Annotated in this window: 16 protein-coding genes; 9 read left to right on the plus strand and 7 right to left on the minus strand. The window is 55.5% G+C overall.

The genetic code is table 11. The features are described 5' to 3' along the window. Positions 1-255: 255 nt before the first annotated feature. Positions 256-3777, minus strand: a complete 3522-nt coding sequence (gene nifJ, locus Q0Z71_RS12725) for a pyruvate:ferredoxin (flavodoxin) oxidoreductase (protein ID WP_298023299.1) — start codon at positions 3775-3777, stop codon at positions 256-258. 622 nt (positions 3778-4399) lie between these two features. On the opposite strand from nifJ, the gene Q0Z71_RS12730 reads away from it, so the two are divergent. From Q0Z71_RS12730 to Q0Z71_RS12765, 8 genes are all read left to right on the plus strand, one after another. After that, complete coding sequence (locus Q0Z71_RS12730) at positions 4400-4741, plus strand: hypothetical protein (protein WP_298023302.1); 342 nt, start codon at positions 4400-4402, stop codon at positions 4739-4741. A gap of 13 nt (positions 4742-4754) precedes the next feature. Beyond that, entirely contained in the window at positions 4755-5780 is a 1026-nt protein-coding gene (locus Q0Z71_RS12735; RefSeq protein WP_298023305.1) for a hypothetical protein, read from the plus strand. A 196-nt stretch (positions 5781-5976) separates the two neighbouring features. Further along, entirely contained in the window at positions 5977-6342 is a 366-nt protein-coding gene (locus tag Q0Z71_RS12740) for a hypothetical protein (protein WP_298023307.1), read from the plus strand. Further along, a complete protein-coding gene (locus Q0Z71_RS12745) occupies positions 6335-6874 on the plus strand; it encodes a molybdopterin-binding protein (protein ID WP_298023310.1) in 540 nt (179 codons plus the stop codon). The genes Q0Z71_RS12740 and Q0Z71_RS12745 overlap by 8 nt, the downstream gene beginning before the upstream one ends. Before the next feature lie 202 nt (positions 6875-7076). Beyond that, positions 7077-8141 (plus strand): TRAP transporter substrate-binding protein, encoded by a 1065-nt coding sequence (locus Q0Z71_RS12750; protein ID WP_298023313.1) that lies wholly within the window; start codon positions 7077-7079, stop codon positions 8139-8141. 98 nt (positions 8142-8239) lie between these two features. Beyond that, positions 8240-8773, plus strand: a complete 534-nt coding sequence (locus Q0Z71_RS12755) for a TRAP transporter small permease (protein ID WP_298023316.1) — start codon at positions 8240-8242, stop codon at positions 8771-8773. 11 nt (positions 8774-8784) lie between these two features. Beyond that, the gene (locus Q0Z71_RS12760; protein ID WP_298023320.1) at positions 8785-10050 is read left to right on the plus strand and encodes a TRAP transporter large permease; all 1266 of its coding nucleotides are present in this window, start codon (positions 8785-8787) and stop codon (positions 10048-10050) included. Between the two features lie 171 nt (positions 10051-10221). Next, positions 10222-10980, plus strand: coding sequence for a GntR family transcriptional regulator (locus tag Q0Z71_RS12765; RefSeq protein ID WP_298023323.1), 759 nt, complete (start codon positions 10222-10224; stop codon positions 10978-10980). Positions 10981-11254: 274 nt separating this feature from the next. Here the strand turns inward: Q0Z71_RS12765 and alr are convergent, their stop codons facing one another. The 4 genes from alr to Q0Z71_RS12785 all read right to left on the minus strand — a co-directional run bounded on the left by alr (position 11255) and on the right by Q0Z71_RS12785 (position 16924). Continuing rightward, positions 11255-12391, minus strand: a complete 1137-nt coding sequence (alr, locus tag Q0Z71_RS12770; RefSeq protein WP_298023326.1) for an alanine racemase — start codon at positions 12389-12391, stop codon at positions 11255-11257. Positions 12392-12413: 22 nt separating this feature from the next. Next, on the minus strand, positions 12414-13595 hold the full coding sequence (locus Q0Z71_RS12775) for a M20 family metallopeptidase (RefSeq protein ID WP_298023329.1): 1182 nt from the start codon (positions 13593-13595) through the stop codon (positions 12414-12416). Between the two features lie 33 nt (positions 13596-13628). Then, positions 13629-14993 carry a sodium:alanine symporter family protein gene (locus Q0Z71_RS12780; protein ID WP_298023332.1) on the minus strand — a complete coding sequence of 455 codons (1365 nt, stop codon included), beginning with the start codon at positions 14991-14993 and terminating at the stop codon, positions 13629-13631. A gap of 356 nt (positions 14994-15349) precedes the next feature. After that, complete coding sequence (locus Q0Z71_RS12785) at positions 15350-16924, minus strand: PucR family transcriptional regulator (RefSeq protein WP_298023335.1); 1575 nt, start codon at positions 16922-16924, stop codon at positions 15350-15352. Between the two features lie 300 nt (positions 16925-17224). Here Q0Z71_RS12785 and Q0Z71_RS12790 point away from each other — a divergent pair, with 300 nt between their 5' ends. Further along, positions 17225-18421 carry a PLP-dependent aspartate aminotransferase family protein gene (locus Q0Z71_RS12790; RefSeq protein WP_298023338.1) on the plus strand — a complete coding sequence of 399 codons (1197 nt, stop codon included), beginning with the start codon at positions 17225-17227 and terminating at the stop codon, positions 18419-18421. A 241-nt stretch (positions 18422-18662) separates the two neighbouring features. On the opposite strand, the gene Q0Z71_RS12795 is transcribed toward Q0Z71_RS12790, so the two are convergent. Further along, positions 18663-19898, minus strand: coding sequence for a glycerate kinase (locus Q0Z71_RS12795; RefSeq protein ID WP_298023341.1), 1236 nt, complete (start codon positions 19896-19898; stop codon positions 18663-18665). A 51-nt stretch (positions 19899-19949) separates the two neighbouring features. Next, a complete protein-coding gene (locus Q0Z71_RS12800) occupies positions 19950-20915 on the minus strand; it encodes a D-2-hydroxyacid dehydrogenase (protein ID WP_298023344.1) in 966 nt (321 codons plus the stop codon). Between the last annotated feature and the right edge of the window lie 68 nt (positions 20916-20983).

Consider the following 20983-nt stretch of genomic DNA (forward strand, 5'->3'; position numbering starts at 1 on the left):
TCCTAGTATATCATAGATTTCAAAAAAGCGCCAGAAAATGCGCGATGGCCACTGCCCAAATACGGACAGTGGCACGCTCACTGGAAAAGGGGGCCATTTACTTTTCCAGTGTCACAGCGCACATGCGCTGTGACAGGCCGCGGTCCGCGGCCTTGATTGGGATTTCGTGGTCCATCACCGTGCGCTTGACGCACAGTGGTGGACCATATCAAAGCATTTGGGGAAACGGCGGCTGTGCTGTAAGTGCGGAAGGCCTCAGCCGTTCTCTGCCATATTCTTGTACTTGGCGTATCGCTCGGCGCAGTGCTCCTCGGCTTCGGCGAACAGCTTCTCGGCAATCTCGGGGAAGGTGCGGGTCAAGGCAGAGAAGCGGACCTCGCCCATCATGAATTCACGCAATTTGCCGTTGGGCTCTTTGCTGTCCAGCTGGAAGGGATTCTTGCCCTCCGCAGCCAGCTCGGGGCTGTAGCGGAACAGGGGCCAGTAGCCGCAGTCCACAGCCTTCTTCTGTTCGGCTTGGGTCATGCTCATGCTGGCCACGATGCCGTGGTTGATGCAGGGGGCGTAGGCGATGATCAGCGAGGGGCCCTTGTGGGCTTCGGCCTCCTTCAGCGCCTTGACCACCTGGTTCGGGTTGGAACCCATAGCCACCTGGGCCACGTACACATGGCCGTAATTCATGGCGATCATGGCAAGATCCTTCTTGGGGGTATTCTTGCCGCTGGCGGCAAACTGCACCACAGCGCCCAGAGGGGTGGCCTTGGAGGCCTGCCCGCCGGTATTGGCGTACAACTCGTTGTCCACCACCAGGATATTCACGTCAAGGTTGGAGGCCAGAACATGGTCCAGACCGCCGAAGCCGATGTCGTAGGCCCAGCCGTCGCCGCCATACATCCACATGGTCTTCTTGACCAGCTGATCGGCGTTGTTCTTCAGGAAGGCGATATCCGCACTGGTGTCTGCGGTGGCGTCCAGCGCGGCCATCACGTTGTCGGACAGCTTGCGGGTCATGTCGCCGTCGTCGCCGTCCTGCAGCCAGGCTGCCACGGCGGATCTCAGCGCCTCGTCGGCAGTGGACGCAACGACAGCTTGTGCGTGGGCCTTCATCTGTCTGCGCTGCTGCTCCACGGACAAACACATGCCCAAGGAGTACTCGGCGTTGTTCTCAAACAGGGAGTTGGCTAGAGCAGGGCCATGGCCGGCGGAGTCGCGGACCAGGGGGATCGCGGGGACAGACAGGAACATGGCCTGGGCGCATCCGGTGGCGTTGGCAATATACATGCGGTCGCCGAACAGCTGCGTCATCAGCTTCATGTAGGGAGTCTCGCCGCATCCCGCGCAGGCGCCCGAGAACTCCATCAGCGGGCGCTGGAACTGGCTGCCGCGGACGGTAAACTTGTCCATGGGATTTTCTTTCTCGGACAGGGTCAGGCAGCAATCCCAATTGGCCTGCTCGTGCATCTGGGTCTCCAGAGGCTTCATGACCAGCGCGGCGCTCTTGGCAGGGCAGACATTGGCGCAGCTGCCGCAGCCCTGGCAGTCCAACGGATCCACCTGGATACGGAAGGTGTAGTTTTCAAAGCCGCGGCCGTTGACCTTTTTGGTGACCATGCCGCTCTTCTCGGCCTCGTCCGCAGTGAACAGGAAGGGACGGATAGCCGCATGCGGGCATACCAGAGAGCACTGGTTGCAGCCGATACAGTTGTCCGGCAGCCACTCCGGCACGCTGACGGCAATGCCGCGTCTTTCGTACTTGGAGGTCTCCACATCCGTGACGCCGTCGGCAAAATCCAAGAATTTGCTGACGGGGATCTTGTCGCCAGCCTGGGCATTGACGGGTACCAGGATGTCACGGACGTACTTGGGCGCGGAGGCATCCGGTTGGGCGACGATCTCCGCATCGGGCAGGTCGGCCCACGCAGCGGGCACATCCACCTTCACCAGGGACTCCAGGCCGCGGTCCACGGCGGCATAGTTCATGTTCAGGACCTTGTCGCCCTTCTTGAAGTAGCTGTGGGTGATGGCGTCTTTCATGTACTTGACAGCATCATCCACGGGCAGCACATTGGAGAGCTTGAAGAATGCGGCTTGCAGCACCGTGTTGGTGCGGTTGCCCAGTCCCAGCTCCTGGGCGATGGAGATGGCGTCGATGGTGTAGAAGTTGATGCCGTTTTGAGCGATGGTGCGCTTGACGCGGTTGGGCAGGTTGCGCTCCAGTTCCTCACCGGTCCAGCTGGTGTTCAGCAGGAACGTGCCGCCCTTCTTCAGCTCATGAACGATGTCATAGGTGTAGATGTAGCTCTGCTTGTGACAGGCGATGAAGTCGGCCAGGGTGACATAGTAGGCGGAGTGGATGGGGTTTTTGCCAAAGCGCAGATGGCTCTTGGTGACGCCGCCGGACTTTTTGGAGTCGTACTCGAAATAGGCCTGCACGTATTGGTCCGTGTTGTCGCCGATGATCTTGATGGAGTTCTTGTTGGCGCCCACCGTGCCGTCGGAGCCAAGTCCCCAGAACTTGCACTCGATGGTGGCCTTGTCGGCGGTGCTGATAGCGCCGCCCGCAGGCAGGGACAGGTGGGTCACATCGTCCAAAATGCCCACGGTGAAGTGATTTTTCTTCTCGCCGGCCATGTTGTCATAAACGGCCTTCATCTGGGCGGGGGTGGTGTCCTTGGAGGACAGGCCGTAACGGCCGGCCAGCACCTGGATACCGGCGGTACCGCTGTCGATCAGGGCGGCGCAGACGTCCTCGTACAGCGGCTCGCCAATGGCGCCTGGCTCCTTGGTGCGGTCCAGGACGGTGATGGTCTTCACGCTCTTGGGCATGACGGCCAGCAGATGCTTTACAGAGAACGGACGGTACAGGTGGACCTGGATCATGCCCACCTTCTCACCCTGGGCGGTCAGGTAGTCGATCACTTCCTTCAAGGTGCCGCACACGCTGCCCATGGCGATGATGATGCGCTCAGCGTCGGCGGCGCCGTAGTAGTTAAAGAGTTTGTAATCCCGGCCGGTCAGGGCGCTGATCGCCTTCATGGTCTCCTCTACGATACCGGGAACGGCGTCATAGACAGAGTTGCAGGCCTCGCGGTGCTGGAAGAACGTGTCGGGGTTTTGAACCGTGTTGCGGACAGTGGGATGCTCGCTGTTTAAAGCGCGGTTCTTGAAGCGCTTCACAGCATCCCAGTCCACCAGCTTGCTCATATCGTCGTAATCCAGGAGCTCAATCTTCTGAATCTCGTGAGAGGTGCGGAAGCCTTCAAAGAAGTGCTGGAAGGGGATGCTGCTGCGGATGGCGGACAAATGGGCTACGGCGCCCAGATCCATACACTCCTGTACGCTGGAGGAGGCGAGCTGGGCGAAGCCGGTCTGCCGGCAGGCCATGACGTCGGAGTGATCGCCGAAGATGGACAGGCCGTGGGTGGCCACCGTTCTGGCGGAGACATGCATGACGCCGGGCAGCATGGAGCCTGCAATGCGGTACATGGGGGGGATCATCAGCATCAGCCCCTGGGAGGCGGTATATGTAGTGGCCAGAGAGCCGGTCTCCAGGGCTCCGTGCATGGCGCCGCAGGCGCCGGATTCCGCCTGCAATTCCATGAGGCGCACAGGCTGGCCGAAGATATTCTTCTTTCCGTTGGCAGCCCACTCGTCCACATGGTCGGCCATGGGGGAGGAGGGGGTGATGGGATAGATGGTGGCCACCTCCGTGAACGCGTAAGAGATATATGCTGCGGCCTCGTTGCCGTCCATGGTTTTGAATTTCTTTGTTTTCATCGTATTCTCCTTTCTCTGATCGCATTTATCCGTGCAATGATCCTTTGGAACAACATCTTCATGCGGCTTACTGCCGAAAATTATAGGAGGCTGGTTTCCATGTTGTCAAAACACGAACATTTTCGCAAATTCCCGGCAGAATGATTCCGGGAAAAATAACTTTTTCCGGAAAATTTGCGCCGCGGCGAAGCAAAGAAAGCAGCGTGCGCCGGCCTGTTCTTTGAAAGCACAAAAAGCGAAGGATTGCCCAAAAGCACTTGCTGGAAAATAGTCCCATTTACACAGATATATCCATCAATATCCGGCAAAAATAGTCGCTTTGCACAAAGAAAGTGGGGGTATGCTGTTTTCCGCAGGTAATTTTTCCTGCTGATTTCGCCAAATGGTTTTTTGTCTGAATCATTTTCTCAACAAGAAAAAGAGAATTTGCTTCTAATTAGACACCTTATGTTTCCATAGATTAAAATACGATTAACGACCCTGCCAATGCCAGGCGCAACACGGAAGGCCCCGGCGGCAGGAGGGCTTTTGGCAAAAGGTCTTAACCCGCGAAAAAACAGAGGAAAGGAATGCGCAAATCATGTGGATGATGCACACTACACTCCCGGAATTCTTCAGAAAAATGAAAACTGCGGCAGCTACCCAGGGCAAAACGCCCAAAGAATGTGAAGTCCTGGGGCTGGAGCATCTGAAAAGTGCAAAAATGCAGTCCCTTCGCACCGGCCGCATTGAACAGTCCGTTGCCAAGCTGGCAAAGATGGACAACGTGGCCCGCCTGGAGGTCGTGATCATGGACCGCGTGCCCGAGACCATGCACCAGGCCGTGATCCGCGCCTATGACAAGGACGATAAGCCTGTCGAGGCCATTTTGGAGACCATCAATATCCTGCATGAGACTTCGGATGTTCTGATCCACGATTTCCCCGTGGTTGTGGACAACCGGTCTCCCATCGGCAAGCACTAAGGGGGGAATCAATATGAGTCAGCTGAAATACCGCTTTATTCCGGAAGGCAAGTTCCACAACATCGTGGTCCCGGTGTCCATCGCCCTGATCGACTATGAGGATGTTCTGGCCTGCGGCATCACCTGCCGCGAGGCCTGCGAGCGTGTTGCCGCCCAGCATGAGGGGCCTGTGGCCATCAACATTTGGGATCTGAAAACCGCAGTCACCACCACCAGCGACGGCATCATGATCGACGGTTCCATCGTTGCTATGGCCTCCAGCGACTACGGCAAGATCAACAACGAATTTGGCTATGCCGATATGCTGGAGATCCCCTGGGGCTCCGATGAGGCCAAAAAGCTCATCTCCGAAGAGCCCCATCTCAGACAGTGGGTCGAAAATTATCCCGGCCGCCGTCTGCTGATGCATCCCAAGAAGCTGAACCTGCCTGTGCATCAGGCGACCATCACCGGCCGCGCCGGCAACAACAATTCCGCCACTGAAATCATGCACTATATCACCATGCTGGAACTGCTGATGCCTCTGGTGGGCCAGCTGGAAATGATGCGTGACGGCACGGTTGCTCTGGGCAAGACCGGCGGCATCATCTCCGTTGGCATCGGTATGGTGGTGGCCGAGGAATATGGCCGCATCGTTCCCCACCGGCAGTTCCCCACCGGCGACACCGCCCATGGCTCCGGCCAGTATGCCCAGACCCTGAAGGCACATATTCCCATCATCGCTGCCGACAAGTGTGTTTTGGCCAAGTACATCATCCGCGCTCTGGAGATCGGGATGGTCCCCGGCCGCGACATCGGTTCCTCCCCCGCCGTGGTCTCCGTGGCCCGTCACCTGGGCGCCCCTGTGGCCGGCGACCGCATTACCGACCGTGCGTATGACGAGCTGGAATCCGTCGGCTTCACCCGCGACTGGGTCAACGGCAGCGCCGAGAAGATGACCGCCGAGGAGATCATCGCCAATGCCCGGGACATCATCCCCGGCATCGACGGACCTGAGTATCATCACGCGGCCGACATTCTGGCAGTCAAATACGCATAAAGCCGCCTGCGGTTTTCGGACATATACACACTGCCGGCAAGTCGGGGACGCGGATCCCGACGTTCTTTGAAACACCGGCCTTTTTCTCCCGGAGCCGCACTCCTGCGGAAGCAGGAGAGGCCGTGAACCATCGGCTTGCGCCGTGTGTATATCAAGATACAGGACCATCAATGATACCGAATATGGAGAATCAATTGTGAGTCAGGATACCAATATCTTTGTTCAGGTAGACAAAACGGTTGTGAAGATCACCGGCCTTTCCGTAAAGGGCTTGAATATCCAGCAGCTGGAGGACCTTTTACAGAAAAAGCTGAAAACCATGACCCGCATCATCGGTGTCACCGGAACCTCTCTGGAAATGGATGTCTATGGGGTGGAAGAAGCTGAGATCTTGTGGGACGCGGACGGGCTGATCCGCACCGTGGCACTGGCGGAGGGAATCCGGGTCTCAGATGTGACGCAGCTCAGTCAGGTAGAAAAGATCTGCAGCGTGGATTATGACCATATTCCACCTTATAATCCCAACCATTGTCAGGGAGAGAGGTGGCTGATGCATGATTAACTCTGTGGAGATCCTTCCCACCGGCGATGAACTGTGCAGCGGTGTTGTGCTGGATACGGACAGCCCCATGCTGATGCAGCAATTGCTGAAGCTAAACAACAATTGCACGATCCGCCGCAGCGCGGTCACGCAGGATACGCAGGAGGCCATCACACAGCGGATCCGCCAGTGTCTGCTTCAGGAACCCGACCTCATCATTCTGATCGGAGGTTCCGGCAGCGGCCATTTACACAGCGAGGTCCTGGGCAAGGACTATACCCACGCCGGTATGGAATCCCTGATGGATGAATGTAAGGCCACTTCTCTTTACGGAAAAAACGGTCACATGTGGAGCCGTCTGGTGTGCGGCTATATTGGGAAAACCCTGGTGATGAATGTACCGGGCCCCTATGTGGAAGCGCAGGCGGCAATTGAGGCCTTTTGTGAAGTGTGGGAAACAGAGCCAGGGTTGAATGCCCTGAACAGCGCCATGGCAGCGGCCGTGGCAAAGTGCTACGAGCGGTATGACTGTTCGTCAGCGGAGCCGGTGTAATACGAAGCCACATGAAAAAGTGGTGCGAATCGTGTTAAACTGTTATGAGATGCTGCATCGTGCCCTCAGCGCCATGCGAGCGTGCGAAGCACGTGGGACTCTCCATAAAAGGATTTAATCGTGAAGCGTATAAGACCGGCAGAACAACTTTGTGACTAACACGCGTCTGTGTTAGCTAATAAAAAGAAAGAGGGACGAAAAGATGAGTAAAAAGATGACTGGATTGTTGCTTGCTATCGTAATGTGCGTTTCTTTGCTGACCGGCTGCGGCGGCGGCAAGGAAGACACCCCCCCTGCCTCCGGCGACGATTCCCCGGCCCCCGCTGAGAGTGTTACCCTGAAGCTGACCCACTGCCAGCCGGAAGGCAGCCCTGTCGATCTGGCTACCGAAGAGTTCGCAAGACTGGTTGAGGAGCGCACCGAGGGCCGCGTGAAGATTCAGCTCTTCCCCGCCAACATGCTGGGCGCCGAATCTGTCACCCGCGACATGGTCAAGGAAGGCGGCTGCGATATCGTCTGCCTGGGTTCTGCAGCAAACAACTACAATAATGCCATGAACCTGGTCACCGCCTGCTACCTGTTCCAGAACATCGAAGAGGCTGACTACATGCTGTTTGACAGTGAATTCGCTCAGAAGTACATGCATGAGGACTATCTGGCCAACGACAATGTGGTCTATCTGACCAGCTGGGTCCAGTCTCCCCGTCAGACCATGGCTACTAAGGCCTTCACCACTCCCGCTGAGCTGAAGGGCATCAAGCTGCGTGTTCCCGCCGGTATTCCCGTTTGGGAGGCCGCTTGGAACGCCATGGGTGCTCTGACTGTCTCCATGGGTCTGGACGACGCTTTCTCCGCCCTGCAGCAGGGCGCCTGCGACGGCGTTGAGGGCCCCATCGACCAGCTGTACTTCAACTCCTTCCAGGAAGTTGCCAAGGAAATGATCATGACCCAGCACAACTACTATTCTTATCAGATGCTGATGAACAACGACTCCTTCTCCGCCCTGTCTGAGGGTGACCAGCAGATCATCCGGGACACCGCTCTGGAGCTGGATGCCTACCACGATCAGCTGCGTGACGAGAACGTGGACAAGCTGCTGGAAGACCTGAAGAGCCAGGGCGTCCATGTCACCGAGCTGTCCGACGAGCAGCTGGCTGCTTTTGCAGAGCTTTGCGCGCCCGCGATCGATGCCAACATGGATTCCTGGGGCCAGGAGTGCTATGACGAGTTCATGACTGAGCTGGAGGCGTTCCGTGCCAGCCACTGATGTAATGGCTGATCTCTAAAACGAAGATCCTGTGTTTGTCATTCGCGGTTCCGCCCCCACCTCGCGTGGGGGCGGAGCGTGACTTCCAAGGAGGAACTATGCTGAATATTCTGAAAAAAATCGATAAGGCCATCGTAAAGCTGTGTGACATATTCTTGGTTCTTTCCATCATCGCCATGGTCGGCTTTGCGTTTTGGCAAGTCATTGGCCGTTTCCTGCTAAAGCTGTCCACTCCCTATGCCGAGGAATTTGCAAGACTTGCCATCGTTTGGTGCATCATGATCGGCGGCGCTTTGGCTGTCCGCAAAAACGAGCACATCCGTGTGGACTCTCTTACCCGCATTCTGCCAAAAACCGTTCAATTCATTTTGGAATTGTTCTCCTATGTGCTGGTTCTCATCTTCACGGTTTACATCACCAGGTACAGCTACGCCTATGTTCTGGCCACTGCCGAGGACTTTACTACATCCCTGGGATATTGCCGCAACATTTTCTTTGTTCCTGGTATTGTTTTCGGTGTCATCACCATCCTGTATACCATTGTGAACATCATTCTGCTGCTTTATAACAAGATCAACCATACTTCTGTGACCATTGACGGCACCGAGCGTATGAACACGGACGTCGCATAAGGAGGTAACAAATGGTTATTATAATTATGTTTGTGCTGGTGGCACTGGGTGTCCCTGTTACCTTTTCCCTGGGCATTGCGTCTCTGGTGTTCTTCCTTCAAAACAGCGTGCCCATGATAACCTTCGCTCAGAAATTCCTGGTAGCGGCGGACTCCTTCTCCCTGCTGTGCCTGCCCTTCTTCATTTTGGCCGGCAACCTGATGAATACCGGCGGCGTCACCAAGCGCCTGTTCAATTTCTGCGACGCCCTGATGGGCCACATCCGCGGCGGTTTGTCCTATGTTACGGTTGTGTCCTCCGCTATCTTCTCCGCTATTTCCGGTTCCGCTCTGGCAAATGCCGCCGGTCTTGGCTCCATGCAGATCAAGGCCATGACGGAACGCGGTTATCCCAAGAACTTCAGCACCAGCGTGGTGACCACCGCTTCCGTCATGGGACCCATCATCCCTCCCAGCATTCTGATGGTTCTATACGGCATTACCGCCGGTGTTTCCATCCAAAAGCAGTTCATTGGCGGTATCATTCCCGGAATCCTTTATGCCGTCTGCTGCTGCGCAATGTGCTTCTATTACAGCAAAAAGTACAACTTCCCCAAGGGCGATAAATTCAGGATCAAACGTGTTTGGGAGGAACTTAAGTCCTCTATCTGGGCTCTGCTGGCTCCCGTCATCATTCTGGGCGGCATTTTGAGCGGCGTGTTCACCGCTACCGAGTCCGGCGCCGTGGCCTGCGTGTATGTTATCTTGGTTGGCATGTTTGTTTATAAGGAGCTGACCCTGAAGCAGGTTCTGGAGTGCTTCCTGGAGTCTGCCAAGACCACCGGTTCTATCCTGCTGATCGCTGCCACCGCCGCCGTTCTGGGCTTCTGCATGACCTATGATATGATCCCCCAGAAGGTGGCCTCCGCGCTGACCTCCTCTATCAGCACTCCCGTGGTTATGATGCTGATCTTCACCCTGATCTACCTGTTCCTGGGCTGCATCATGGAGGGCTCCGCCATCATCCTGACTACCGTACCCATTTTCGTCGGCATTTGCCAGACCATGAACATCGACCTGGTGTATTTCGGCGTGTTCGTGTCGGTCCTGCTGTCTGTCGCCACCGTCACCCCGCCTGTGGGTACCGTCATGTTTGTTATCTGCAAGAAAAACGATTTGACAATTGGTCAGTATTTCAAAAATATGCTGCCCTGGTTCGGCATGATCATTTTTGTCTGCCTGCTGATTGCCTGCTTCCCCATCATCACCACCTTCCTGCCCACCCTGTTGTACGGTTGATTCGGGAAATTTAGCCAAAAGGAAAAAGAACCGAAGAGCGGTTCTACTGCAACCAGTAGAACCGCTCTTCGGGCATAATTAAATGTAGTAGATATATTTTGCGACTTGGGCACTTTACTTGCGGTTTTGTTTCTTGATCAGGCAGGCAATTGATAAGGTAGGTGAATTCTATTGTCTGAACAGAGCAAACGGTTGGAGCAGATATTTCATCCTGACCGTATCAAAAATGCGCAAAAGGTGAATCCCTTTGCAAAGATCTCAGATATTGTATATGATGTTTTGGCTGAGGCCATTTTATCTGCCACCATATCTCCGGGCAGCAGGTTGAATATTGCCAGCATCGCGGAGATGATGCAGATCAGCCGCACACCGGTCTTTGCTGCTGTTTTGCGTTTAAAGGACAATGGTCTGGTGATCGAATCCTGCGAAACGGAAAAGTACCACAGATATTTTGTGTTGGACATCAGCAACGAGTCGTTGTCAGATTTGTTTATCGCGCGAAAAGCCATTGAGGCCACAGCTGCCGCTATCTGCGCCAACAATGTGGCGCTGCTGAACATCGAGAAGTTGAAAAAACTGGCTCGGGAGTTTCAGACCGTTTGGAGCGCTTACGCCAACGACGATAAGTCTGCGCCCTCTTTTTCCGAGCGGGAAAGTGTGGATAAAGAGTTTCATGAATATCTGGTCATTTCCACGAAAAATAAATACCTGATCGACATGTACCAGTCTCTTCACGAATCTCTAAGTTATCTGTCTGTCCGGACCTGTGAATTCGTAGCGGCGAAAAACGAACGGGAAAACCTGCTGATCCTCAGTTCCCAGCACATGTCTATCTGCCGTGCCATTGAATCCGGATTTCCGGAGGTGGCCCGTCAGGCTATGGAGAAACACATTGATTTTTGTCATCGCCGCTGCTTGATGAATCGCTGATTGCAATCCAATTCCTATGAAGTTGAACGCCCCCGTTTTTCGAACATTGAAAAACGGGGGCGTTACATCTGAAATTTCCTGCAATTACAATAAAAAGCACGCCAGGCTGGTGTGCTTTACCCGGCGGCTGTACGCTTGAAAGGCACCTCTGCGCCTCCTGCCGGTGGACGAAGTGAAAACAGGAGACGGTCTGGAACAATTCCAGACCGTCTCCTGTTTTTAACCTCAAAGTTGGCCGCACGCCGAGAGGCAGCGGTCTCCGGCGAAGAATGCCTCAGAGAATTCTTGTTCCGTTTTCGATATAATAGCGCGGAAGCCGCACGCCCTGCCGGCAGATGAATTCTGTGTCAGAGGTGTTGGCAAAGGCCCCCACCTCGTCCAGCGTAATGGTCTCTCCGCCCTGCGAACCCAGCAAAACGACTTCATCCCCCACTTGCGGGGCCGTGACATTGGTGATGTCGATCATCAGCTGGTCCATGCAGATGTTTCCAATGATCGGGCAGCGGACGCCATGCAGCAGGACGGCGCCGTGATTGGAGGCGATCCTGGAAATGCCGTCTACATAGCCGCAGGGAACAACGCCCACCGTGCTGGGTTTTTGCGCAGCCCATGTGCAGTTGTACCCCACAAACTCGCCCCGGTCAATCTCCCGGACGCAGGCCAGCCTGGAATGTACGGACATTGCCGGATACGCTTCAATATCCGGAAAGGTCACATCGCCGCAATAAGAGCCATACAGCGCACTGCCCGGGCGGACCATTTCCAGATGCATTTCCGGAAAGAGCAGGGTCGCGCCGCTGTCGCAGATATGGCGGTACGGGATATGAATGCCGGCCGCCGACAGCTCCCCGCACAGGTCCATGAAGCGATGAAACTGCATCCAGCAATATGCGGTATCCGGATACTGATCCCCTGTGGAAAACATGGAAAAGATGCCCTCGACATAGAGGTTCGGCATGGCCGCGATCTCCGCGATGCAGGCCGCTGTCCTATCGTTCAGGTCAAGCCCCAGGCGGTGCAGTCCCGTGTCCACACTGACATGGATCGTCAGGCGTTTCTTTCGGCGCGCCGCCATATCGTTCAGCGCCTTGGCCTGCTGTATGGTGAAAACATTTGGGATCAGGTCATAATCAAACAGCAGGTCATAGGAATCATCAAAGGTATATCCAAAAATCAGGATCGGCTGCTTGAAGCCGGCTTCCCGCAGCTCCACGCCCTCCTCCGGAATGGCAACGCCAAAATAGCTGGCGCCCATTTCGGCAAAGACCCTGGCGCACTGGACCGCGCCATGCCCGTATGCGTTCCCCTTCAGAGGCGCCAAAAGTTTCGCGCCCGGCGCCATTCTTTTCATAATGAATGCTGTGTTCTTACGCAGGGCATCCAAATCGATCTCAATCCAAGATGATCTCACTTCTTACCGCTCCTTTCCCGGCTCATTGAACACCCAGATAGCGGAGAACCGCGCGGGACTGCAGCTCCACTGCAATATCCAGTACATCTTCATCCACCCGGAAGTTTTTGTTGTGGTGGGCGGCGACAGAGCCTTTCGCGGGATTGCCCATACCGATCAGATAATAGCACCCAGGGATCCCGGTCCGGAAGAACTCGGCAAGATCATCTCCGCCCATTTCCCGGACGCCTGCCGTTACAACGCTGTCCCCTCCCAGAACCTCGCGGGACACCCCGCAGACAATGTTGTGAAGCGCCTCGTCGTTTGAAAGCAGATTGTTGCCGCAGGTGATCTCCACGCTGCATGTGCAGCGGTAGGCTTTGCACACATCCTCAACGATCTCACGGAACCGGGCATGTACCGCCTTTTCCCTGTTGTGCAGGCAGCGGATCGATCCCTGCATCTCCAGGTCCGCTGGAATATTGATCATATAATTGCCGCCATGGATCATTCCCACGGTGATGAGCGTCGGCTCATCCAGCGTGTTGTATTCCAGCGTCTGCATCGTATCGATGGCGTCCATCACATGGCGGGCGCAATCGATCGGGCTGACCCCCTGCCACGGGGCATACCCGGCGGTATCCTGCCCGTGTATCGTCACTTTGAAATAGTAGCTGGAGGCACACTGGGGGCCTGGGACCACCCCGATCTTCCCCGTGGGAATGGGTGACCACACATGGGAACTGAAAATCGCGTCAGGACGCGGATCAAGCAGTGCGCCGTCCTCGATCATCTGCGGCGCGCCGCAGTCCTCCTCATTAGGCTGGAACAAAAACACCACAGTGCCCGGCAGCTCCCCCCGGTGCGCCGCCAAAATCTTTGCAACGCCGAGCTGGATTGCCGTGTTGCAGTCGTGTCCGCAGGCGTGCATCACGCCGGGATTCTGCGAGCAAAACGGCAGATCGTTTTCCTCTGTGATCGGCAGCGCATCCAGTTCCGCGCGCAGCATAACGGTTTTTCCGGTTTTTGCGCCCTCCAGCACCCCGATCACGCCAGTGCCTGCACAGCGCCGGACCCGGAGCCCCAGCCCATTCAGCTGGTCCTCCACAAGCTGCGCGGTGCGGAATTCCTGGAATCCCAGCTCCGGGTGCGCATGGATATCCCGCCGAATCGCCAGTATTTCTTCAGATATTGCCGCAATCTCGTCCTTCACGTTTATCTTCATGTGTAAAGTCCTCTTTCTTTTTGCCAGACCGTATCATTTTTTCGCCGCAAAGTTTTCAAAATAGTCCTTGGTCGTAGCGCGCAGGGACCCAGCCATCAGCACCAGTCCGGTTATATTGATGAAAATGTTCAGAGCAGTGGACATATCGGTAAACGGCACCACGGCGCCAAAGCCGACCCAGCCTCCGGCGACCATCAGGCCAAGATATACGATCACAAGGACCTTTGCCGCTGTCTTTCCAAAAACGCCACTCACATGGCGCTCCATGAAAATGCCCATGCCAATGGCGGAGGTAATTGCAAAGAGGAACAGGCTCAAGGACAGCACCACGGTGCCGACCACACCAAAGGTCTCCGAGTAGGCCATCAGTGCCAGGGAGCTTCCATCCACGCCGGACTCCCAGACGCCGGTGGAAAGGATGACCAAAGCCGTGAAGGAGCACACCACAATCGTATCCACAAAAACCTCGAACACGCCCCACATTCCCTGCTGCACAGGATGCTCCACGTCGGCCTGCCCGTGCATGATGGACTGGATGCCGGTACCGGCGTCACTGGAATACATGCCGCGGGCGGTGCCCCAGCGGATGGCCTGCGCGATACCGGCGCCGGCAAATCCGCCGACAGCGGCAGTCCCCGTGAAGGCATTTTTAAAAATGCTGACGACTGCGCCCGGAAGATTCCCAATATTGAGAACCACGATCAGCAGGCCAAAGACAATGTAAATAATGGTCATTACGGGGACGATCGCCTCAGAAACCTTGACAAACCGCTTCATCCCGCCGAACATCACAATGCCGACGATCAAAACACAGACAACGATTACAAGGACCTTATTCAGTCCAAACGCTGCGGTCATCACGTCTGTGATGGCAGATGTGTGCTCCGGGCCGGAGAGCAGCAGGCCCCATGTAACCGTGAACGCATAAACCGTGGCCAAAACCTTCCCCAGTGTCTTGAAGGGGACGCCCTTCTTCAGGTACATGGACGGTCCGGCATTCCAAAGGTAGCCTCCGGTATTCGCGGCGGGTTCGCGGTATTTGACCGACGCCAGGGCCTCGCAGTATTTGATACCCATTGCCACGATGCCTACCACCCACATCCAAAACACAGCGCCGGGGCCGCCCATGGCGATTGCTGTGCCGACACCGACAATATTTCCGGTGCCAATTGTGCCCGAAAGGGCCGAGAGCACCGCCTGCAGGCCGGTGATGTTCTCACTGTCCTTTTTGTTGCGCAGGCTGTCGACGATCGTGTGTTTCAGGCAATAGCCGATCCTGCGGATTTGAATGAAGCCGGTGGCGATGGAAAGAACGATACCGCCGCCGACCAGCCAGACCAGCATTGGAACCCCCCACGCCCAGTCGGCAAACGCGCTGATTGCATTGTAAATCACCATAATTCTTTCTCCTTTCTCCCATATGATTTTTTCACCGTTTACAGGCCAATTTCAGGAGGCGCTCGTCAGGGCGTTTCCAATAATTCCCACCATTTGCAAGGCTGGCTGAAACAAAAACTGACCTACTACGGTGATTTTATCATTCCGTTTTCGTGTCAATCAACCTACAAAGCGTAAGTAATTCAACGATAGATAACTATACAGGTTGTACAAATAGGCATTTCAAAATGGGAGATAACCGAGGTGATCCACCATGCCGCAAACATGGTTCCATCTTTCTTCCGCCTGCGAAATACACCGGGCAGGAACAGGGCCGTATCCGCACCTTGCGGCAGGCGTTCTCCGGCGGCTCCCAGTCAATAATTGGAGAAAATGCGGGAGTAGATCTCCAGCAGGAACAGATCCCGATGCTGTGCAAGGTCCATGCCTGTCAGCAGCTGGATCTTCTCCAGACGGTAAAGCAGGGACTGGCGGTGAAGATGGAGTTTGCGGGCAGTGAGGCTGGTGTTGTAATTGTTTGCGATATACTCTGTCAGCGTGTGCATCAGTTCTTTGCCGGAGCTGCTTTTCATCAGGGGGGCCATGATCTCCTCCGCCGCTTCCCTGATCTCAGGATGGTTGGACAATGCGGAGATGACCTGGGCCTCTTTGGTGTCCTGATACGTGAAGCGGTATTGCCGCCCATTCGCGTTGAGGCAATATTGCAGGGCAAGCGAGGCGTTGATATAGAGGCGGTTGAAATCAGAGCGGCTTTCCCGGTTTGTTCCCACCTCGCTGATCCCCCAGAAAAAGTGATAGATCGGGAACCGCTCCGTCAGACGATGATCGATCCTGCCCACGAACTGGTCCAGCAGGTCCGCCGGCCTGTCCCCCAGGTTTTCCACATAGACGGTGAACTGCAGGCTGCGGTCGGCAAACATGACCTCCAGATGCAGTTCTCTGCCGGTCTCGATCAGGAGCGCCTCAATCTCGGCCGCGTCCTCGGCCGCCTTGCCGGAATACTCCACACCGGCGGCATCATCCTCAGCAGGCACCACCTTTAGAATGACACAGGTATAATCCTTATCCAAATTGAAATGCAGGCGCATCCCCTGCAGGGCAAACTCATCAAAGGAATCGTAGTTCTTGTTTGCCAAGTTCCAAACAAAGTCGTTTTTCAGCCGGACTGTGACCATGTCTTCAATATTCTTTCGGTTGAACCACAGTGAGAGGGGGAAGCAGATGTATTTTTCCAGCACTCCCTGCCCCATGTCCTCCGGCAACATGCGGCCCGAACCGCAGGAAGCGGCGCAGGTGCGGATATATCCGGCCGGAATCTGCCCCACCAGGATCTCCGCATCGTGAAATGGCTCCAGCCCCTCCGGGGGCTCCGCGGCCAGCAGCTCCCGCATATTCCGGCTTGCTCCCTGTATCTGGTGGTTTCGGTCCTCAATCGCAATTGGGACGGAAAACAATTCGGCAATGAGTTCCGCGGCGCTGTCCAATGACTTGGATTCAAAATAAAGATTAAACAGCGCAGTTTGAATGTCTCTGTAGATCTTGAGCTTTTCATTTTGAATATTGCGGATCGTTTCAGATTGGATCTCCGAAAAACGGTATTTCCATGGGATGACAAATACCGGCAGAGAGAGGGAATCCGCATAGCGGATCAGCTCCTCTGAAACCTGATACGTCTCATCGCTGAAGGCCAGAAGCATTGCCGCCGCCTTAGCCCGGCTGACCTCGAAGATCAGCTGGCGGAAACGGTCCGGCTCTTCCAGACAGCCCAGAGCCGTAGTGAGCACCAGTTCATTCTTCTGAATAAAATTATCCACTGGTAATTCCTGCACAGAAACCGACTCAATTGGGATCTCATAAAAATTTTTCTCCTGGGTGAGCAGGTGAAATTCAGGCACAATAGAGCTTTTCATAAAGTCAGCCAATGTATACATGGTGCGCGTTCCCCCTTAACCGTCAAATGAATTACAAATCCGACTGGTTCCATCATACGAGAGTTCGTATGATAAATCAACTCGTTTTTGCGACAAAGTGTCCGTCTCCTTCCGACCGCCTTGATACAAGCTGTATGGATAAGTGCCGTGTATTTTCAGATAATCTGTAAGTTGAAGCCCAAGATTTCCCTGTGCTATCATAAAGGCACAACAGAAAGTCCCGCTGCCGTCTTTTCCAGCCGGTTGGATCCGCAGGCGGTTTTCTGTACGCAAATGCTTGAAGAAATGGAAGTGAATATTGTGAAATTCAATACAGATATTTTACACGCTGAGCAGCTGCACGCAAAACTGACTGGAAGCTATCAGCCCACCGCAATGGCCCATGTCAGCCCGATTTATCAGACCAGCACCTATGTTTTGGAGGACTTCGACACGGCTGTCTATTTAAATCAGCATGTGGATGAGGGGTTTGTCTACACACGGTTTGGCAGTCCGAATTGTGACGAACTGGAGAAAAAGATCGCCCATTTGGAGCATGCCGAAGCGGCGTTGGCGCTGGCCAGCGGCCTGGGTGCCATTTCCACTGCGGTGATGAGTATTGTGAAGGCCGGCGACCATGTGGTATTCGGGGATGTCATCTATGGCTGCACCTTTGCCCTGTTCACCAAGGTCCTGGCCAAGCTGGGCATTACCTACACCCGGGTGGATACCACGAATGTTGAAAATGTGGAGAAGGCTATCCAGCCCAACACCTCGCTTGTTTATGTGGAGACTCCCGCCAATCCGACGCTGAAAATCAGCGATATCGCTGCTATCGCAGACTGCGTCCACGCCCATTCCGGCATCACCATGATCGTAGACAGCACCTTTGCCTCGCCCTATCTGCAAAATCCCCTGGATCTGGGGGCCGACCTGGTGGTGCACAGCGCGACCAAGTATCTCAGCGGCCACGGCACTGTCACAGCGGGCGTCATTGCCGGCAGCAAGGCGCGCATCGATGCCTGCCGGATGCCCTATCTCCAGTGCTTCGGCGCGGTGCTCGATCCGTTTGCGGCCTGGCAGCTGATGCAGGGAATGAAAACCCTGGGAATCCGCATGGAGCGCCATTGTTCAAACGCCATGACCATAGCCCGCTATCTGGAGACCCATCCGAAAGTGGACCGCGTGTATTATCCCGGCCTGGAGAGCCACCCCACCCACGAAATCGCCAAAAAGCAGATGCATGGCGGCTATGGCGGCATGATGAGTGTGGATATCAAGGGCGGGATGGACGCTGTGCGCACGGTAATGAATCATATGAAGGTGTTCAGTCTTGCCACCAGCCTGGGCAATGTGGATTCTCTGATCCAGCACTCTCCCTCCATGAGCCATTTCGATATGACGCCGGAGGAGCGCTACGCTTCGGAGATCTTCGATGGACAGGTCCGCCTGTCCATCGGTATCGAAGATGTGGGAGACCTGATCGCGGATCTGGATCAGGCGCTGGCTCTGATTTGATCCATGTTTCCGGCAGCCGCTTTCCTGCGGACACATGTGAAAGCGCCTCCAACTGGTGGGGCGCGTATAAAAGATGAAGCTCCGGGCATAAACGCCCGGAGCTTTTTATATCTGCATGCGCTTGTTTTCCTCCCGCTTCGCGGAGGTGTAAGATAAAGGTGGTCACATGGAAACCCGCCATGTTGTCTATCTTTATCTTACATCTTCACACATGACGGCGGCTTTGACATCCATATAAGAACTATGGGCGAATTAGAACAACAGCAACATCATTGACATTGGTGCCGGTGGGGCCGGTGACGATCAGTCCATCGGCTTTCGCCAGCGCAGGGTACGAGTCGTTGCTCTCCAGGACCTGGTGGATATGCACCCCCTGTCTGGAGAGCTTTTCCGCAGTGTCCCCATCCACAATGCCGCCGGCCGCGTCAGTGGGCCCATCGGTCCCATCCGAGCCCACTGAAAAAATCACCACATTGTCCAGTCCGCTGATCCCGGAAGCAGCGGCAAGCGCCAGCTCCTGATTGCGGCCGCCCTTTCCCTTCCCGTGCAGGTGGACCACAGTCTCCCCTCCGGCGAGAAATGCTGTCTGCCTCCCATCCATTGCATGGCTCCGTGCAATGGACGCCAGAAAGCTCCCCGCTTCTCTGGCCTCGCAGCAAAGCCGGTCTGTCAGAACAAATGATTTATAACCCAGCTGTTCACAAGCGCTCGCTGCTGCTGCACATAATTCCCGGACGCTTCCGGTAATTTGCGTCTCCACATTGTTCAGCGTCTTCGGGGTCTCGTGGCGAAGCAGTTCCAGTGCGCGGTCCGTCAGCCGGAGGCGGTATTTTTCCACAACCCCCAAGGCCTGTTGGCAGGTGGAGCTGTCCGGACAGGCGGGCCCGGAGGCAATCATATCCAATGGATCGCCAAGGATATCACTCAGCACCACGGAAAAGACATGCGCCGGTGCGCACAGCTGCGCAAAGCGGCCGCCCTTCACTGCGGAAAGCCGCTTGCGGATCGTGTTCATCTCCACGATATCCGCGCCGCTGGCCAACAGCTGTTCCGTTATATTTTGCAGTTCAGCCCCAGGGATAAGCGGTTTTTCAAAAAGCGCGCTGCCTCCGCCGGACAGCAGGAACAGCACGGTATCCTTCTCTGTGCATGTCCGAACCAGCTCCAGGGCTGCGCCGGTCCCTTGAAAAGAGTTTTCATCCGGGACCGGGTGTCCGCCCTCATAGCAGGAAATGCCGGGAATCGGTCCCTTGACATGGCCGTATTTCGTGATGACCACGCCGGTTTTGACCTGGTTTCCCAGACAGGAGACAGCGGCGCGGGCCATTTGCCACGCGGCCTTTCCCGCTGCCACCAGCACGACCTGCCCGGAAAGGCCATACCCCTCCAGCGCCCGTTGGACCGCCGCATCCGGCTGGACCGCCCGGATCGCCTGATCGATGATCTTCCGCGCATCCTCCCGCAATAGCTGATTCATGGAATCGCCGCCTTTCGTCTTTTCTGTCAAAAATACGGATGGACTGCCCTGTTACGGATTGACCACATTTTGCGGGGTCCCAGCAAGGAAAGCGCTGACATTGGCCACAGTGCAGTCCATGATGCGCTGGCGGCTCTCCTTTGCCCCCCAGGACATATGCGGCGTAATGATACAATTTTTGGCGGTCAGAAGCGGGTTGTCTCCCCGAATGGGTTCCGTCGATACCACGTCCAGGCCGGCAGCCGCCACTTTGCCGGAATTCAACGCATCCGCCAGGTCCTGCTCCACCACCATCTGCCCGCGGCTGTTATTGATGATGATAACGCCATCCTTCATTTTAGCGATATTCTCTTTGTTGATGATGCCGGTGTTGAAGGGAAAAAGCGGCATCTGAAGTCCCAAAATGTCGGATTCCGCAAAGAGCGTATCCAGATCCACATACTCCGCGACCTTTCGGCCAGCCTCCGTGGGGCGGGCGTCATAGGTGATGACCCGCATTCCCAATGCGTGGGCGATCTCGGCAGTGTGGATGCCAATATTGCCGCAGCCCAGGAGTCCATAGGTTTTTCCGGCCAGTTCCATCTGGGGATAGTCCCAATAACACCAATCCGCGCAGTTCTCCCATTTCCCCGCATGAACCGTTTGGTCATGATGGCCGATGCGGTGGCAAACTTCCAGCAGCAGCGCAATGGCGAATTGACTCACCGAGCGGGTGCCGTACACAGGGACATTCGACACGGGGATATGCTTCTCCTTGGCATAGGCCACATCCACCACATTGTACCCGGTGGCCAGCACCGCAATGTATTTGATGCTGGGGCAGGAATCCATCATATGCCGGGTGATCGGCGTTTTGTTTGTGAGGATGATCTCGGCGCTGCCAATGCGGTCGATGATTTCCGCTTCATCCGTCAGACTGGTGCGGTCATAGACCGTCAGGTCTCCCAGCCGATGCAAAGCGTCCCAACTGAGATCGCCGGGATTTTCCGTATAGCCATCCAAAATTACCATCTTCATCGTTGCGGCCTCCTTGTGGTCCCAAAATTTTGTTTTGCCAATATAAATTGTAATGGCCCGGTTATTGT

The sequence above is a fragment of the uncultured Dysosmobacter sp. genome (genome assembly GCF_947631635.1).
GTDB lineage: Bacteria > Bacillota > Clostridia > Oscillospirales > Oscillospiraceae > Oscillibacter.

Excerpts from the sequence above, each read along its gene's own strand:
- nifJ (WP_298023299.1), bottom strand. The coding sequence starts at position 3,777 with ATGAAAACAAAGAAATTCAAAACCATGGACGGCAACGAGGCCGCAGCA.
- Q0Z71_RS12730 (WP_298023302.1), top strand. The coding sequence starts at position 4,400 with ATGAAAACTGCGGCAGCTACCCAGGGCAAAACGCCCAAAGAATGTGAA.
- Q0Z71_RS12735 (WP_298023305.1), top strand. The coding sequence starts at position 4,755 with ATGAGTCAGCTGAAATACCGCTTTATTCCGGAAGGCAAGTTCCACAAC.
- Q0Z71_RS12745 (WP_298023310.1), top strand. The coding sequence starts at position 6,335 with ATGATTAACTCTGTGGAGATCCTTCCCACCGGCGATGAACTGTGCAGC.
- Q0Z71_RS12750 (WP_298023313.1), top strand. The coding sequence starts at position 7,077 with ATGAGTAAAAAGATGACTGGATTGTTGCTTGCTATCGTAATGTGCGTT.
- Q0Z71_RS12755 (WP_298023316.1), top strand. The coding sequence starts at position 8,240 with ATGCTGAATATTCTGAAAAAAATCGATAAGGCCATCGTAAAGCTGTGT.
- Q0Z71_RS12760 (WP_298023320.1), top strand. The coding sequence starts at position 8,785 with ATGGTTATTATAATTATGTTTGTGCTGGTGGCACTGGGTGTCCCTGTT.
- Q0Z71_RS12775 (WP_298023329.1), bottom strand. The coding sequence starts at position 13,595 with ATGAAGATAAACGTGAAGGACGAGATTGCGGCAATATCTGAAGAAATA.
- Q0Z71_RS12780 (WP_298023332.1), bottom strand. The coding sequence starts at position 14,993 with ATGGTGATTTACAATGCAATCAGCGCGTTTGCCGACTGGGCGTGGGGG.
- Q0Z71_RS12785 (WP_298023335.1), bottom strand. The coding sequence starts at position 16,924 with ATGTATACATTGGCTGACTTTATGAAAAGCTCTATTGTGCCTGAATTT.
- Q0Z71_RS12795 (WP_298023341.1), bottom strand. The coding sequence starts at position 19,898 with ATGAATCAGCTATTGCGGGAGGATGCGCGGAAGATCATCGATCAGGCG.
- Q0Z71_RS12800 (WP_298023344.1), bottom strand. The coding sequence starts at position 20,915 with ATGAAGATGGTAATTTTGGATGGCTATACGGAAAATCCCGGCGATCTC.